Source organism: Hydrogenophaga sp. PBL-H3 (assembly GCF_010104355.1).
Lineage (GTDB): Bacteria > Pseudomonadota > Gammaproteobacteria > Burkholderiales > Burkholderiaceae_C > Hydrogenophaga.
On the sequence record NZ_CP044973.1, the window covers coordinates 42,068 to 57,710 of the forward strand.

General features: G+C 58.8%; 13 protein-coding genes. 12 read left to right on the forward strand and 1 reads right to left on the reverse strand.

Features of this window, described 5'->3' with window-relative positions; translation table 11 throughout:
- Window positions 1-19 precede the first annotated feature (19 nt).
- Window positions 20-2,215 carry a VWA domain-containing protein gene (locus F9Z44_RS20755; RefSeq protein WP_159608870.1) on the forward strand — a complete coding sequence of 732 codons (2,196 nt, stop codon included), beginning with the start codon at window positions 20-22 and terminating at the stop codon, window positions 2,213-2,215.
- A gap of 273 nt (window positions 2,216-2,488) precedes the next feature.
- Window positions 2,489-3,553 carry a DUF7146 domain-containing protein gene (locus F9Z44_RS20760; RefSeq protein WP_159608871.1) on the forward strand — a complete coding sequence of 355 codons (1,065 nt, stop codon included), beginning with the start codon at window positions 2,489-2,491 and terminating at the stop codon, window positions 3,551-3,553.
- A 64-nt stretch (window positions 3,554-3,617) separates the two neighbouring features.
- On the opposite strand, the gene F9Z44_RS20765 is transcribed toward F9Z44_RS20760, so the two are convergent.
- A complete protein-coding gene (locus F9Z44_RS20765; protein ID WP_159608872.1) occupies window positions 3,618-4,280 on the reverse strand; it encodes a hypothetical protein in 663 nt (220 codons plus the stop codon).
- Between the two features lie 143 nt (window positions 4,281-4,423).
- Here F9Z44_RS20765 and F9Z44_RS20770 point away from each other — a divergent pair, with 143 nt between their 5' ends.
- The 10 genes from F9Z44_RS20770 to F9Z44_RS20815 all read left to right on the forward strand — a co-directional run bounded on the left by F9Z44_RS20770 (window position 4,424) and on the right by F9Z44_RS20815 (window position 15,627).
- Window positions 4,424-5,059, forward strand: a complete 636-nt coding sequence (locus tag F9Z44_RS20770) for a hypothetical protein (RefSeq protein ID WP_159608873.1) — start codon at window positions 4,424-4,426, stop codon at window positions 5,057-5,059.
- Window positions 5,060-5,280: 221 nt separating this feature from the next.
- Window positions 5,281-5,934: a FlhC family transcriptional regulator gene (locus F9Z44_RS20775; RefSeq protein WP_159608874.1), complete on the forward strand. Its 654-nt coding sequence runs from the start codon at window positions 5,281-5,283 to the stop codon at window positions 5,932-5,934.
- 62 nt (window positions 5,935-5,996) lie between these two features.
- Entirely contained in the window at window positions 5,997-7,913 is a 1,917-nt protein-coding gene (mobH, locus tag F9Z44_RS20780) for a MobH family relaxase (RefSeq protein ID WP_159608875.1), read from the forward strand.
- A gap of 1 nt (window position 7,914) precedes the next feature.
- Window positions 7,915-9,870: a conjugative transfer system coupling protein TraD gene (gene traD, locus F9Z44_RS20785; RefSeq protein ID WP_159608876.1), complete on the forward strand. Its 1,956-nt coding sequence runs from the start codon at window positions 7,915-7,917 to the stop codon at window positions 9,868-9,870.
- Window positions 9,867-10,484: a hypothetical protein gene (locus F9Z44_RS20790; protein WP_159608877.1), complete on the forward strand. Its 618-nt coding sequence runs from the start codon at window positions 9,867-9,869 to the stop codon at window positions 10,482-10,484. Before traD ends, F9Z44_RS20790 begins: the two co-directional genes overlap by 4 nt.
- Window positions 10,485-10,550: 66 nt before the next feature.
- The gene (locus F9Z44_RS20795; RefSeq protein WP_159608878.1) at window positions 10,551-11,189 is read left to right on the forward strand and encodes a DUF4400 domain-containing protein; all 639 of its coding nucleotides are present in this window, start codon (window positions 10,551-10,553) and stop codon (window positions 11,187-11,189) included.
- Window positions 11,190-11,270: 81 nt separating this feature from the next.
- Window positions 11,271-12,263, forward strand: coding sequence for a CpaF family protein (locus F9Z44_RS20800; protein WP_159608879.1), 993 nt, complete (start codon window positions 11,271-11,273; stop codon window positions 12,261-12,263).
- 46 nt (window positions 12,264-12,309) lie between these two features.
- Window positions 12,310-12,699, forward strand: a complete 390-nt coding sequence (locus F9Z44_RS20805; protein ID WP_159608880.1) for a TrbC/VirB2 family protein — start codon at window positions 12,310-12,312, stop codon at window positions 12,697-12,699.
- A gap of 3 nt (window positions 12,700-12,702) precedes the next feature.
- Complete coding sequence (locus F9Z44_RS20810; protein ID WP_159608881.1) at window positions 12,703-13,008, forward strand: VirB3 family type IV secretion system protein; 306 nt, start codon at window positions 12,703-12,705, stop codon at window positions 13,006-13,008.
- A 69-nt stretch (window positions 13,009-13,077) separates the two neighbouring features.
- Window positions 13,078-15,627: a VirB4 family type IV secretion system protein gene (locus F9Z44_RS20815; protein ID WP_159608882.1), complete on the forward strand. Its 2,550-nt coding sequence runs from the start codon at window positions 13,078-13,080 to the stop codon at window positions 15,625-15,627.
- Window positions 15,628-15,643 lie beyond the last annotated feature (16 nt).

The following is a 15,643-nucleotide window of genomic DNA, read 5'->3' on the forward strand; positions in this document are numbered from 1 at the left end:
CGGGGCTGCAGGAGAACCCATGACTCAAACCAATGACCTGGCGCATGCCAGGAAGGTCATCGCTGCATTCGTGGCGATGATCGTAGGCCGCTCTGTCCCCGTCCAGTGGTGCAACACCGCCGCGATGGGCGCTGACGGCTCTCTCATGCTGCCTGCACCCTCTGTGGGTGATGCTGCAGAAATCGCCCTGCTCACGCGCATGGCCGTACACGAGTGTGGTCACCTCCTGGAGACCGACGCACACGTGATCGACAGGCTCAACGATGAGCAGCTGGCAGTGTTCAACTGCTTGGAAGACCCTCGCGTCGAGGCCCGAATGAACCAGCGATTCGCTGGAGCAGGGCTGGTACTCGGTCGTGGGCTCGAAGAGGCAATGCAGGCAATTGCTGCAAAGCTCGATGTGACCTCTGACGCCGGTAAGGCTGCCTCGCTGTCTTTGGAGATCCTTCTTCGAGGAACGCAAGCGGTGGCCCCCCAGCGCGCGATAGAGCGTTATGCGCCGGAGATTCTGGCGAAGACTGCGGTCGTCGTGACGGACAAGCAGCGAGACGCCATCGTTCAAGCGGTGGGCGAAATTGCCGGCATGGCCAACAGTGCAGACTGTGAAGCCGTTGCCATTCGTCTGGTGCAGCAACTGCACGCGGCCGAGCAGCAACAGGAACAACAACCTGAGCAAGAAGCAGGCGGTGATCAGGCGCAGGACGAAAGCCAGGGGCAGCCTGAAGAAACGCAAGGTGAACCGGATGAGAACGCCGGATCCAGCGATGTCACAGAAGGCAACGCCGGCGCCGACGAAGAAGACGGTCAGCCCGACGGTCCCCAAGACACCACCCAACAGGATGGTTCGGAAGCGCAGGAGGACGGTGGGGGGTCGCAAGGCTCCCCAGGGTCTGATGCTGGCGAGCATGGTGGCCAACCGCAGGGTGCGGGGGATACAGGCAACGAAGAGGGCTCCGAAAGCACTGACCCGCAGCAGTCACAACCAGGTGGCGGTGCGGGGGATGCAGGCGAGACGGCCTCATCCGGGGACTCAGGCGCGTCCGGGGGCTCCGAGGCGGGTGCCGACGACTCAAGCGGTGGAGCTGGGCAACCAGCGGACGGCCAGGCGGGGGGGCAACCTTCAGCCAACCCGGTCGGTCAAGGCGGGCAGATTGGCGAACCCACGGGCGAAGGCCCTGAAGGTGAACCTGAAAGCGCACAGGAAGCTGGCGCGCCTATTCCGAGCGAAAAGTTCGACATGGGTGACCTGCTGCTCAAAGCCTACGAGGCCAAGTTTGGCCTTCCGGATCCAGAGCAGTACAAAGACCTGGAGCTTCAAGAAGCAACGGCGAGTGACGTGGCCACGATGGCAGCGGCGCTCGCAGGGCTGGAAGCAGGAGATGACGTCGAAGATCTGCTCGATGCCGCGCACAAAAGCCTCACGGTGGTGCAAAGCGATGCAGCAGGTCCAGCAGCTGGCAGTCCCGGGGCTCACGCCCTGAAGCTTGTGGCTACGTCTGACACCCCTCTGAGCCTCAAGCTCGATGGAGTGCAAGGCCGCTTGGTCCGGGTACTGCTGAAGGAGATGCAAGACAAGCGTCGGCGTCCTGCAAAGTACGCTCAAGCGGGTGGCCAGATTGCAACGAATCGATTCTGGAGACTGGCCCGCCTTGGCGACACGAAAGTGTTCAAGGTGCGCAAGCTGGTCAACGGGATCGACGCAGCGGCAACCGTGTTGCTTGATACCTCCGGCAGCATGAAGTCCGATCTGGCGATGGCGGCCGAAGTCGCAGTTGCGTTCAGCCTGGCGATGCAACGGGTAGGGCGTGTCACCACTTCGGTGGCCACTTTCCCCCACACGTCGTCGGCTACCGAGACCCTGCAGCGCTTTGGCGAACCTGCCCAGCAGGCTGTTCGTCGCGTGGCTGACCTCAAGGCAGATGGTGGAACCCCCTTGGGGCTCGCCATGGCCACCGAGTTGCCCAAGCTCTTGCAACAGCAACGCGAACGGCACTTCATGTTCATCGTCACTGACGATGGACCTGATGACCCACAGCTCGTGCAGAAGGTGCTCGCGCTGGCGCTGGAGAACGACGTGGAAGTGTTCGGTGTGGGGATCGGCTGTGACATCAGTGCTCACATCCCCCGCTCGGTCGCAGTCCATGACGTGAATCAATTGCCCGATGCGCTGGAGAAGCTTTTCAAAGAGCAAGTTGCATTGCAACGCGCAGCCTGAAAGCACTTCAGCAACCTTTAGGTCCCTCCGCACTGCGGGGGGGCTTTTTTCAGCGTTCATGCGAGCCCTGAAAAAAGCCTTGAGCCCGTCCAGTTCAGATATTGGCCTGAACTGGCCTGATCGGTTGGACGAGGAGGCGCACTCCCTGGAGAATTGCCTCGTTAACGCATCTTGCGTCTTTCGCAGCCCACTGGCTGCTATCAACCACCTCCGGGGGCAGCTTGTCCCTATGGGTGAGGCGGCCCCCGGCTTTTTTATTGAGGAGCTAGGAGCATGAACGTCAATGCTGAAGACCTTGTCTACGGACGCTGGCCAGACATTCTGACGGCGGCCGGCATGGACACGAAGTTCTTCATCCAGCGCAATGGTCCGTGCCCCTTCTGCGGGGGCAATGATCGCTACCGTTGGGCCAAGAAGAACGGCGGTGCCTGGGTGTGCAATCAGTGCACCGGCGGCCGATACGCGAGCGGATTTCAGATGCTCATGAGTCACATGGGATACCGCACCTTCCGAGAGGCTGCAGATCATGTGCGAACGCACTACGGCTCAGGGGCGCAGATTCAAGCCATCGCGCGTGAGTCTCGCGCCACCGGCCGTGATGACATGACACCAGAAGTTGCACAGCGAAACCTGCAGCGGATCAAGAACTTCTGGGAACAGGCCCGCCCGATCACCAGTGGTGACCCGGTCGACCTCTACCTGAAGTGCCGCGTGCCAGGACTGGACGTGCAGCCGAACATGCTTCGCTTCCATCCGGGACTGGAGTACTGGGCGCCACCCGAGCAGGATGGCGGCAAGCCGGTATCTCTCGGCAAGCACCCAGCGATGCTGGCCTTGGCGATGGACGCCGCGGGCAATGTCGTGCAGCTGCACAAAACCTTCTTGACGTCGGATGGCCGTAAAGCCAACGTGCCGCTCGTCAAGAAAACCGACTACGGCGTGGGCGTCAACGCCTTTGCAATCCGAATGATGGAGCCTCAGGGCGACACCCTAGGGGTTTGCGAAGGCATTGAAACCGGACTGGGCGCTGCGATGCTTCGCCGCCTCCCGGTCTGGCCTTGCTTGAACGGGCCAGCGATGGCGCAGTTTGTGTTGCCTGAAGACCTCAAGGCAACGGTTCGCCGCCTAGTGATCTTCGCCGACCACGATGCGCGCAAGGCTGCCGGTGTGGTCAACGGGGTGCAGAAGTTTCGCCGTCCTGGCAGCTTCTACGCCGAGCAGTTGGCCCAGCGTGCACGCAAGGACGGGCTACGTGTCCTGGTCATCCAGGCCGCAACCGAGGGTGAGGACATGGCAAACCAGTGGGCGAAAGCCTATGAGCGTTCCCATGCACTTTGAGCAACATGGAAAGGGCTGCCCGCGAGGCGGCCCTTTTTTTCGTCTGTACCCCGAGCGGGTGTCGTCAGACCAACAGATCCCAGGCCTCAGCGGTGGTGGGAAGGTTGTCTGCGCCCTTGAGCACCGCGATGATCTTGCCGAAGTGATGCAGGTCATTGCCCAGGCCGCTGTCCTGAAAGTCTGCCTGCACCTCTCGCAGTCCGTGCTTGCGGATCGTTTGAACCTGTTTTCCGTCGAAGGTCGTGAGGGCGGCTCGGTCGCCCCCGGTGTGCACGCAGCGCCGGATGTCATACCCGTGTTCGCTTCCCACCAAGTACAAGTCGCCCTTCGCCAGTGCTTGAGGTTGCAGCTCAGCGTCCACGGTGAGGATGAAATCACCACCCTTCACGCCAAAGCCCATGGCGCGCACCGCACGGTAGTAGTTCAAGGCCTGCTGCTCGTCGACTCGACCTTCACAAAGAGTCGTGGGAAGGCAAATGGCCAGCTCCTCTCCCGGACCCACACAACGAACCAGCTTTGTGCGCGCTGGCAAAGTTTCTTTGCCAGCGTCCAAAAACCATCCTGGGTTTTTTCCCGTAAGTTCACAGAGATTCATCAGCACGTCGTAGTCGGGCATCTCACTTCCGGTGAGAAGTGCGCTGGCCACGGACTCGAACACACCCAGCCTGATGCTCAGCGCCTTGCTGCGGTCTCGAATCGAAGCGGGATAGCCCTGCTGGTCAAGCAAGACCCGAAGCCTCTGCGTGAATCGCTGATTTAGGGTGCCAGCTCGTCGGTTATTTTGGGTTGACATAGGCCCGTTTTATGTTTTCATAGTGCATGGGTGCCCACCCAAGCACCCCATTTTAGTTCGGTCTCTCTGGATTTAATGTGGCCTCCCGCACGCAACCATTTAAAGGAATGCCTTTGTTTACGAGTCAGTCAGGCGGAAACGACACCCAGTGGCAATTGCCGACCGAAACGCGCGCAGTACGCGCCGAGAACCTGACCGTTCTGCTCAGGCGTTGGGAAATCGCCCGAGTTCTAGATGACATCGATCCGCGAATCGTCGCGAGGTGGTTTCCAGGTCAGCGCGATCTTCTGGAGCGGCTTTCCGTCTACTCAGAGGAGGATGTCACGGCGGCTGCAGACTGCCTGTGCCCACTTTTCACCATCGCCTTGCTTGAAGGGCATCCAGCACCGGGATCTCGGCCGTTCTCAACGGTGGACCCGCACGAGCTCGGCAACCGCGAAGAAGTCTTCATGGCATTGTGCGTGCGCCTTGATGCCATCCGAACTGACATGGAAAAGGGCTGCATTCTCCACGACCTCACAGCGTCGGAGGCCGGCATCCTTAGTGCCTCAACGCCGCATCAGTTGAAAGATCTTGCCGCCAGTCCTGGGATGGCTCTCAACCTGTCTGCCAGTGACCAGTACTTCTCTGCCGTGCTCGCTGGAAACATGACGGTTGGGGAGCGGACACGACTGGCTTTCATGTCCAAGAAAGGGCGGGCCAACTTCAGGTGAGATGGCCCGTTCATTGCTCTCGTTTGCCACTTCGTTACGCGAAAAGTAGCTTTTCGATTCCGCCTTAACCCAGATAACCAACCAAACGCGATCATGTGTGACATTTGCCCAAAAAGAGAACTCAGGACGCCGCGCCTGTTGCCGATATTTGGGCCTATGGAGCGTCATTCGTTTGCAGGTATGACATCCACCAATTCTTCAGGGGTAAATCAGTGAACACCATGAGCGGACGCGCTGTTGCAGCAAAAAGAACTAGAAAACTGATCTTCACCGACCCCGCGTGGGAAGACCGCTTCGACCAGCTCATTCTGTTGACTCAGCGCACCGCACTGATTCAGGAGATCACAGGCACCGACCTCCGCAGTCAACGGATCAAGGAAGAAATTGACCGTCGTTATGGCGAGATGGGCGAAGAAGTGAATCGTCCGCGTGGTGTGGGTCGCGACTACACGTCCAAGACTTTCATTTCCAGCAAGACAGACAAGTACGACGCCGCGTATCTGATTGCACTGCATTTTGGCTCGCGTGGCGCTGGCGAGTATGCAGAAGCGGAAACGAATCTGGCCAAGGCTTGTGACAAACGACTGGCTGTCTACAACAAGTACCGTTCCGACTACTACTCGTGGGGTGTGGAGCCTCGCATCTCCTTCGAGAGCTACTACCTCATGGTGCAGGGCATCAAGGAACGGGCCATCGAAGTGCACCAGTGCGGTGACTGCAACTCCCGCTACCCCGTGTCTGCCTCCCACCAAGGCCAGTCCACGTGCCCCGTCTGTTCCATTCAGGACTTGCGCATGGACAACGCGAACCTGCTGATCGAGGAACGACTGGCGGCAAAACGCGCGGCAACGGAACAAACTTACAAATTTGGCTGACCCACATCGCGTCAACGACGCGATATACGCTGTTTGGAGCTCAGTGCTTTGGCACTGCTGGGTTGAAAAATACCCACATGCTCCAAACGTGGCTCAAATCCCTTTTCGCCAAGACTGAGGCTCTGGTCAGCCAGACCCCATCAGTCTCCTCCACAACCGCACAAAAGGTTGTACCCGCAACCGCGCAGGCGCCTGTCTACCCGCCCATTGACCAGGGGTTGCCGGTAAACGATCCTCAGGCCCTCCTCGACTCCAATGCGGATCTGATCCAACGCCTGCGCCTGCATGCCGCGATGGATGCCCCGGTGTTCGATGCTCGGTTCATCGCTCCGCTTCGCAACCTTGCCGAGCAGGTCAACACTCTGCCGGCTACCTCAAGCGGTCTGTTTTCTGGTCATGGGGGGTTGTTCCGCGCTGCACTCGAAATGGCCTTCTTTTCCTTCCAGGCATCAGATGGACGGATATTCACCGGCAATGAGACTGTGGAACGCCGGCATGCCCTGGAAACACGTTGGCGCTACGTCAGTTTCCTCGGCGGTATGTTTTACCCCCTTGGTAGGTGCCTGGACACTGTTGTGGTGACGGGTGCAGACGGCAAGGCGTGGAGACGTCATTTCGGCAGTCTCACGCAATGGGCTCAGCAAGGCGGGACTTCACGCATCTTCGCGTCGTGGCCAGACCAGGACGAGACCGAGCAGCAAGTGGGACCCTCCACGCATATCGCGTCGATGATTGCCCAGGTGGTCGGGGCGGACAATCTCCAGTGGCTCGATGACGGTTCGCCCGAATTGGTCAAGGCGCTGTACGAAATCAGCTCGGGTCAGCCATCGTCTGCGCGCAATTGCCAGGACGTGATCGCCACCGTCTGGATGCGAATTTCTCGTAGAGAAGAAGCCCGGCGTCCACAAGCCTTTGGTCGTCAGAAGGTCGGCACCCACTTGGGACCGTATCTCGTGGGCGCCATACGCACACTTCTCGCCACTCCAACCTGGAAGCTCAACGGCGACCGAGTACGCGCGGATGCATCGGGTGTGTATCTCGTCTGGCCAGAAGCGATTGAGGACATCGCCAACTTCGGACAGCGTGAGCAAATTCAAGGCTGGCCGACGAACCCCGCCACCATCGCCGAATTGCTCAAGGCGTCTGGAATCGTGACGAACAACGGCGAGGAAATGGGCATGGTGGAGGTCGTCGCAGACGAAGGCGAGATCGTTCGCGCCCTCCAGATAAAGAACCCTCTTTCTGTCATGGAAGATTTCGACCCCGACGCTTTGGACATCAAGGCTCCAAAAACGGTCGCCGCGGTCATTGCAGCAGATCCCCTCGCGGCAGCTGAGGCGAAGGCAGAGCGCGTGCAGCGGAAGAAGCCCGAACCGAAGGCAAAGCCTGTACCAGTGGGCCAAGAATTTGAAGATCCCCTTGCTTCGCTGACGGCACCCAGTCAGCCTGACCTCCTGCAACGGGAAAGTGATTCTGAAACAGAAGTAGGAGCGCAGCAGCCTCCCCAATCAACGGCGCAGTCGGAAGAGCCAGAAGGCCTGCGCGCCGCAGAGTCCTTGGTGCCTCTGGCCATCTCTCCGGCGCCGGCGGTAGAGGCCGATGGGCAAGCTGCGCCAGCGATCAAAGAAGCGGCTGAGGTCAAGTACAGCGATCTGGTGCCCTCGGAAGTCCAGAAAGACATCAAGAAGCGCTTGCACATAGAGCTGTTGGGCAAGGTCATGAAAGCATGGCGTGATCGGGGTGAGGCGAGCAAGCACATGCGCATGACCGATCACGGCGCCGCCATCGCACTGGAGTTCCTCAATACGATCGTCCGGGATGTGCCGGGCTGGGTAGGGGAGATGGCCGCTGCAGGGCTCGTGTACAGCCCAGCTGCTACCCCTGGTTTGAAGATCAACAAGGTATCCATCCCTGAGGGTGCAAAGCCCAAGGAGTGTGTGATTCTGTCGCGGTTCGCCGTGAAGAAGCTGGGACTCTGAAATGGCAAAGAAACGACAATTTGAGCAGCTGCTGCGACCTGTTTTCGAGGCCCGCTCAACCCTTGCCTGGGGAGTTGCTTGCATCTGGATGGCAGGGGTAGCGCTCGTTCTGAACGCACCCAAAGCAGCATTGGCCGCATGTTCGCTGCTCGCGCTGACGATGGCGCTCTACAGAGCATTCGGAGCTCACCGGCTCATAAAGTACAAGGTGTCGTTGGTGGGCAAGCCCACCGTGGTGATGCCTGCTACGCACCTGCAGAAATCAATGCACAAGCTGGGCAACAACTTGTGGCTAGGCTGGGGCTACAGGTGGGAGCCAAGGCACACGCAGCGCGCCTACGAAATCATGAAGCGCGACCTGGATGAGGTCTATCCACCCAAGTGGTGGATGAAGTATTTCGGCAACGGGCAGGATCCGCTCAAGGTTAAAGGGCTGCCTTGGATCCACGGCCTGGACATGGGCGAAAAAGACGTCATCCTGCCCTTCGACTCGCTCAAGGGGCACTGCGCCATCATCGCGACCACCGGCGCGATCAAGACTCGACTCGCCGCTCTGGTCATCTTTCAACTGGCCATGCGAGGCGACTGCGTGATCGTCATCGACCCCAAGGGCGACAAGGACCTCAGAGAAATCTGCCGCCAGGCAGCGATCCTGTCGGGCAAGCCCGAACGCTTCCTGATGCTCCACCCCGCATTCGCAAGCGAGTCCGTGCGTCTTGATCTGATCAAGAACTGGGACCGCGTGTCGCAGGTAGCCTCCCGCATCACGATGGTGCTGGACAGTCAGGAATCCGACAACTTCAAGGAATTCTGTTGGATGGCCGTGCACCGGATCACAAACGCCATGAAGTACGTCGGGCGCCGAGTCTCGATCTACAGCCTGAAGACGGCCATGGAATCTCGCACGGCAGTCGAGTCGCTGACCAGCACGGCTTTGCGCAAATTCTTCGAGGAAGACTGCCCGGAACTGAAGGAGGCGCTTGAAAAGCAGTTGAATGCGCAGGCCTCCGCCGGCGGCAAGCCGCAGAAGGGGGGCATTGAAACGTCGTCGCCCGAGCTGGCCGCCATGATCAAGGTCTTTCAGGAATTGGTTCCAGAGGACGAAGAGCAGGCCAAGCTGACCGGACTACCGATAAAGCCGGAGGAACTGCGGGGCTTGATCGCAATTCTTGAGGCGAATCGTGAGTGGTTCGGGAAGATGATCATCTCCATCACCCCGATGCTGACCAAGCTGACCACTGACGACCTGAAGGGGCTACTTTCACCTGACTACGACGATATCAATGACACGCGGCCCATCATGGATGGCAAGCGCATTGTTGAAGGAAACCACATCCTCTACATCGGCACCGACACTCTGGCCGATGAATCCGTCGGCCGAGCCATCTCAACGATGGCGCTGGCAGAACTATCAGCAGTGGCAGCTGAGATCTACAACCACGGCACGGCGGCCGACACTGGCGAGGAACCTCGTCGAGTCCACGTCGTAATCGATGAGTGGGGCGATGCTGTTTGCGCGCCCGTTATCCAGCAGGCAAACAAGGGCCGGGGCGCAGGTTTCTTTATCTGGGCACTCGGCCAAACGTTCTCCGACCTGGTGGACAAGTTCGGCGGAAACACAGCTCGTGCCAAACGGTTCATCGGCAACATGAACAACATGATCGTCGGTGCCACCCAGGACCCCGACACGATGGCTCTCATTACCGAGAAACTGGGGGAAACCACGATCACGGTTCGCGGCCAATCAACCGGAATAGGGTCAAAGACCGAGGACGTCGGCCTGGAATTCTCGGCAAACTCAAGTACATCGATTTCGGAAAAAGACAAAGAAATCTTCCCGAAGTCACTTTTGCCCAGTCTTCAGGACCTCCACTACATCGGATTCTTCAATCGCGGCGAACTCATCAAGGGCCGCATACCCGTGATTGTTGAAGACAGGAAATACAAGCCGACATGACCCAGATCGTTTCCCTCGCAGCAGCGCGCGCCCGCCCTCCGAATCAGTCCGGTGACCCGACCGCGTTCGCTTACTGGTCGCTTGCTGACTTTTCTACGGACTCCACCGAAGACTGGCTGAGCGCGGCCATCGCCGGCACGCCGCACGAAGGTATGGCTATCTCCATCTGGGCACACCAGCCCACGCTGAAAAAAGCTACCAGCCGCCTTGCTGAATACATCACGCCGCGTTGGCCATCGCAGGACGGTCAGTCACTGCTTTGCAAGTCCATCGCCGAAGCGGTCTCGCGGTCAACCACGGCCATCAATAACCGAGAAGCGTTCATCGGCCGACTCGTTGGCGTCTATCTTTATGGACTCACTCAGTACGTCGCAGACGTGGCCCGGTTGAGCATCAGTGGGGTAGATCGCAATGGCGATCAACAGCGGTGGCAGCACTTTGCAGAGCCATTGAAGCCGTGGGCAGAGAAGCACGGCATCGACACCATCTGCGCGCAGTTGTCCCACCCTGGACCTACTGAGGTCCAGGTGGTGGGCTTGCACGCTCACATGGTTGCGCACCTAGCAGACCCAATCGACACCGGTTACCTCATCAAGCACGCATCCAAAGGGTGAGTGTTCGCCGGGGCTGGGCGTCACGATCCATGAATCCACCAGGCAACACTCGCGCGCACGCCATACATGAAAAATTCGCAGCACCTCGGTTTCTGGTTCTTCCTGGCGATGCTGGGTTTTCTCATCGCACCCATGCTTCGCACTGGTGACAGCATGGAACGGTTCGTGACGGCAGAGATTGCCCAGACCCGTGCTGCCATGGGGGAACGCGTTGGTAACGGCGTTGTCTCTTTTGCCAATGGACTGTTCGAGAACACGCCGCTCAAAGGGGTCATGGTCGCGGCCAACAAAGCGTCGCTCACCGACAAAGAACGCCAGTTGAGCATCAAGGTGGCTGGCGTGGGCGGTGCCGTGATGGCAGACCTCTTCAACAGCTACATGTCGGGCCTTGTCTTGCAGTCCTACGTGGTAGCGATGAGATTGGCCATTGTGATGATCTGGCTGGTCTTCCTCTTGCCATTCTTTGTCGCCGCGGTATACGACGGCTTGATGCAACGAAGCGTCAAGATGGCCGAGTTCGGCACTATGCGTCCCGCTACCTTCACGCTGGCGGGAATGATCGTGATTCCAATTGTCGCGATGCCAGTCGTTTACCTCGTGATGCCATTCACGATGTCTCCGCTGCTTGCGCCGGTCTGGGCCGCTTGCGTTGCACTGCCGCTTTCGGTTTTGATCTCGAACTCGCAGCCAATCTTCGGGCGATGACCCGATAGAAAGCGGGTCAACGCACCGAATAGGGTGCGTTGGCTCGACAGAAAAAGCGGGGCGGCACGCAAAAATTCTTGCATGCATCCCGTACCTACCCCAGCCCTTGCATCCAAGTCCGAGCGCGCGAGTTATAGCAAGAACGTCCTGAATCAAATCAAGGACACGCTCGATACGCTGCGCCCATATTTCGAAGATCCCGAGATCAACGAAATCATGGTCAACGGCCCGGATGACGTCTTCATCTCAAAACACGGTAAAGAGCGTCGCGTTCGGGTCGCACTGACTGCAGGAACGATCCGCACGGCAATCACCCTGATGGCCTCTTTCGTAGCGAAGGAAGTTGGCGAGCGGTCAAACAACAGGCTCTTGTCGGCCCAGCTTCCTGGCTTTCGAATCGAGGCGATTCTTCCACCCGCCGCAGTTAAGGGCCCAAGCATGTGCATTCGCCGCCATGCTGCCCGAGTCTTCACGCTGGATGAATATGTCGCAGCTGGGGTGATCTCCGAGAAGTACGCCAAGGTGATGGCGGACGTTGTCGACGCCCGCGAGACGGTGTTGATTGCGGGTGGCACCGGATCGGGCAAGACCACGTTCATGAATACCTTCCTTTCGATGATGCCGGCAGAGGATCGTCTGTTTGTCATCGAAGGGGTGCACGAGCTGCAGGTCACGTCCGAGAACCACGTGATCATCGAATGTGACGAGGAGCAGGGCGTCACACCACGGCGCGCTGTTCGTACAGCAATGCGCTATGCACCCAAGCGGGTGATTGTCGGCGAATTGCGTGGTCCAGAGGCGTACGACTGGCTCGACGCTGCAAACACTGGGCACCCGGGGTCGGCCGCAACGATCCACGCAAACAGCGCCGCCAAGGCGCTCCCCCGACTCGAAAACCTACTTTTGATGGCCGACATGGGCGTCCCTTACGACTCCCTCCGCGTGGCCATTGCTGAAACCGTCAACTGGATGTTCTACATCCAGCGCGATGGCGCAAAGAGAACCGTGTCCCAGGCAGTACGCCTGCACGGTTACGACCGTACCAAGGGCACCTATGACCTTGAGAACTTTTGATACCAACCAGCGCTTCACCCTTTTTTAACCACGGAGAACCTCCCTCATGAACCTCGCAAATACTCCCCTCGTGTCCTTCGGCGGCAAGCTCGATCATGGCGCCAACGGCTCCCCAGCACGCGTTGGCGGTTGGGTTCTCATGGCCTTCCTCATGCTGCTTGCCTTCACGCCAGGCAGCGCCTTTGCACAGATTGAAGTGCCCTTCATTCAGGACTTTGGCTGTGACGTGGTCCAGTGGTTGCGCGGACCACTTGCCGTGGTGATTTTCGTCATGGTGGTTGTCGTGACCCTCATCTTCGGAATGATCACCAAGATGGACTGGGGCCGCATCATCACGGTCTGCATCATCTTCGGCATCGTCCTTGGCCTGGGCCGAATCCTCTCCGGTAGCGAGTACATGCAGAACCTGGCCGGCTTGAACGCTTGCCTGATGTAAGCCATGGCGTCCCGCTCAAGCCTGTTTCACCTTTCGCTGCATCGGCCCAAGCTCATCATGGGCGTGGAGAAGAGCAGCTTTGGCGGGCTCGTGTTCGGCGCCGTGTTTTCACTCGTCGCACAAGCATTCTGGGCGTACCCGCTGCTCATCATTCTCTTCGTGTTGGCCCGTTGGGTAACGAAGAAGGATGACCAGTTTGTGGGCGTGCTGCTGAAGTACCTCAATGAGGAGCACGTCTACGACGCGCTTCCTCGGCCCTCTGATTTCCAGAAGCGGCCCAAGGGCTGGGGCAAGGGCTTGCCCCGCTAGTTCAACAAGAGGCTGAACTCGGCCAACCGAGCAGCCCTCTTGTTCTCCAAACCTCACTACGTTGTCCCCATGCTCTCCTTCGAAGACCTCTTCACCAAGCCTCGCAAGTCCGCCCGCAGCTTCGCTGAGTTGCTGCCATGGTTTGGCATGATCACAGACGATGTTGTGCTTTGCCAGGATGGCTCATTGCTTGCCGCATTCGCGGTCGCCGGTGACGACGTTGAGGGCAAGGAGAATTACGAAGTGGACCATCGCATCAACCAGATGCAAACGGCACTTCGCTCGTTGGGCGAAAGGGTGACCCTGTGGAGCATTCAGGAACGTCGGTATGTGGACGGCTACCCTGCGGGCGCCTTCACCAACCCAGTGGCACAGGCCATCGATGACCAGTGGGCCGCTTCGCTTCGCGTACGCCGCAATGCTGTCATCAAGCAACATTTTTTCCTTGCCTACAACTTCCCAAGCCGGTCTGAGGCGTTCTTTGAATCGCTGAGCGCAGAGGTTCAAGAACACGATGGCAACTTTTTCAAGGCCGTTTCGAGCCTCGCCAAGCGCCGGCTTTCTGACAGGGGCGCGATAGCTGGAGTTCGCGGTCAACTCGCTGAAATGGCTGCGGAGTTCGAAAAGGTGCTCGCAGCGTTCTCAGGTGTCGTCGAACTCAACTTGGGCTTTCGCCGCCTTGGTGGGAAGGAGTTCCTCGGCGAGCTTCATGCCCGAGCCAACTTCGCATCCATTCGTGGGCCCGTGACGCCTCCCCAAGGCCGAAGCTACCTGAACACGCTCTTGGCTACCGATTCGGTTGAACGCAAGCACGACCTGATGGAGTTCAAGGGCGTCAACAAGACGGTTTACGTCGCAGCGTTGTCAACCACGGGAACTCCACAGGAGGCACACAGCCTCGACATGGACAAGCTGATGGCGGTGGATTGCGAGTACGTCCTTGTTCAGTGCTACCGATTCCTTGATCGAATGGTTGCGGAGAAGGCCATTCAGGACGCGGAAATGTTCTACCGATCAGAGGTCAAGTCCGTTGTGACCCGAGTAGCCGAGCGCTTGTTTGATGTCGAAAGCGAAAAAGTCAACACCGGCAACCTGCATCTCGCTCAAGACGCACAGGATGCCCTCGTGGAGCTCACCACGCAGGACATCAGTTACGGCTACTACAACATGTCGTTGCTAGCCATTGGCGAGACGCCACGTCATGCAGAAGCAGCTGCAGATGTACTGGGAGGATCGTTGCGTAGCAGCGGGTTCACGATTGTTCGCGAACGCCATGGCCTCATGGCCGCTGTCCTCACATCGTTCCCCGGGAATGCCAACGCCACCCTGCGGTGGAAGCTCGCATCAACCGCCAACATTGCAGATCTGGCTCCTATCCGCACCATTACTCGCGGCGAGGCGACGCACCCTCTTTTCTCCCGCGTGATCGGTCACGAGGTTCCCCCGCTTTGCCGCTTCCTCACGCCATACGGTGTCACCTACGACTTCAATACCCACCAGGACGATCTTGGGCACACCGCGGTAATTGGGGGGTCGGGAGCAGGCAAGACCTCACTCATGACGCTGTTTGTCGCGCAGTTCCAGAAGTACCACCCTTCACAGACATACATCTTCGACAAGGACTACAGCCTGGCCATGGCGTCGGTGCTGATGGGTGGCAAGCACGTGGACGTCAGTTCCGCTGGTTCGTCACGGTCGATGAATCCTGTTGGCGTGATGATGATGAACGACGACGACATGCGTCTGCGCCAGTGGATCGAGGTATTGATCACCGCTGGCGGAAGCACCGTTTCAGCTGAAGAAGGATCGAGCATCTTCACAGCGATTCAGGGCCTTCGCAGGTCGCCCTCCTCGGCCTGGCGACTCTCTGCTTTGTACGCACTGATTGCTGGCGAAAACCTCCATCTGGCCGCGAAGCTCGCTCCCTATGTGGACCGTTCTGACTCAGAAGACGATTACGGATCGGGTGTGTATGCCAGCTACTTTGACAGCCTGGAAGACAACTTCTCCTTGACGAAGATGGTGTGCCTTGAGTGCGGCGGCATACTTCAGACGCCACAGCTGGCCAGCCCCTTCATGGATTACGCGTTCTACTGCATCGAGCGCAGCCTCGACGGGACGACGCCAACGTTCATCTACGTGGAGGAGGCGTGGTACATGCTCTCCAACCCAGTCTTTCTCCAGAAGTTTGAAGACTGGCTGCGTACCTTTCGAAAGAAGCGGGCGTTTGTCGTTTTCGCCACCCAGGCCCTCGACGAAATTGCGCGGCTGCCGAATGTGGGCAGCTTCACTCAGAACATTCCGACGCAGATCTTCCTTCCCTCGGTGAAAGGCTCATCGCAGTCACAGGCTGAGTTGTACCGAACCATTTTTGGTACCAACGAAGCCCAGATGCAGTTGCTTGCATCGGCTATCCCTAAGCGGGACTACCTGCTCATCAAGCCGACGGTAACTCGCTTGGTCAACACGCAGATGCCCCCTGCGCTCATTGCCATCAACGAGGCAACTACCCAGCCCGCAAAGGTCAAACAGATGTTCGAGTACCGCGATGACGGACTTCCCGCCTGGGAAGCTCGTTTCATGAAAGAGGTGCTGAACATCGACATCGGCGCTCGCTGACGCCTGTTCGAGCGCA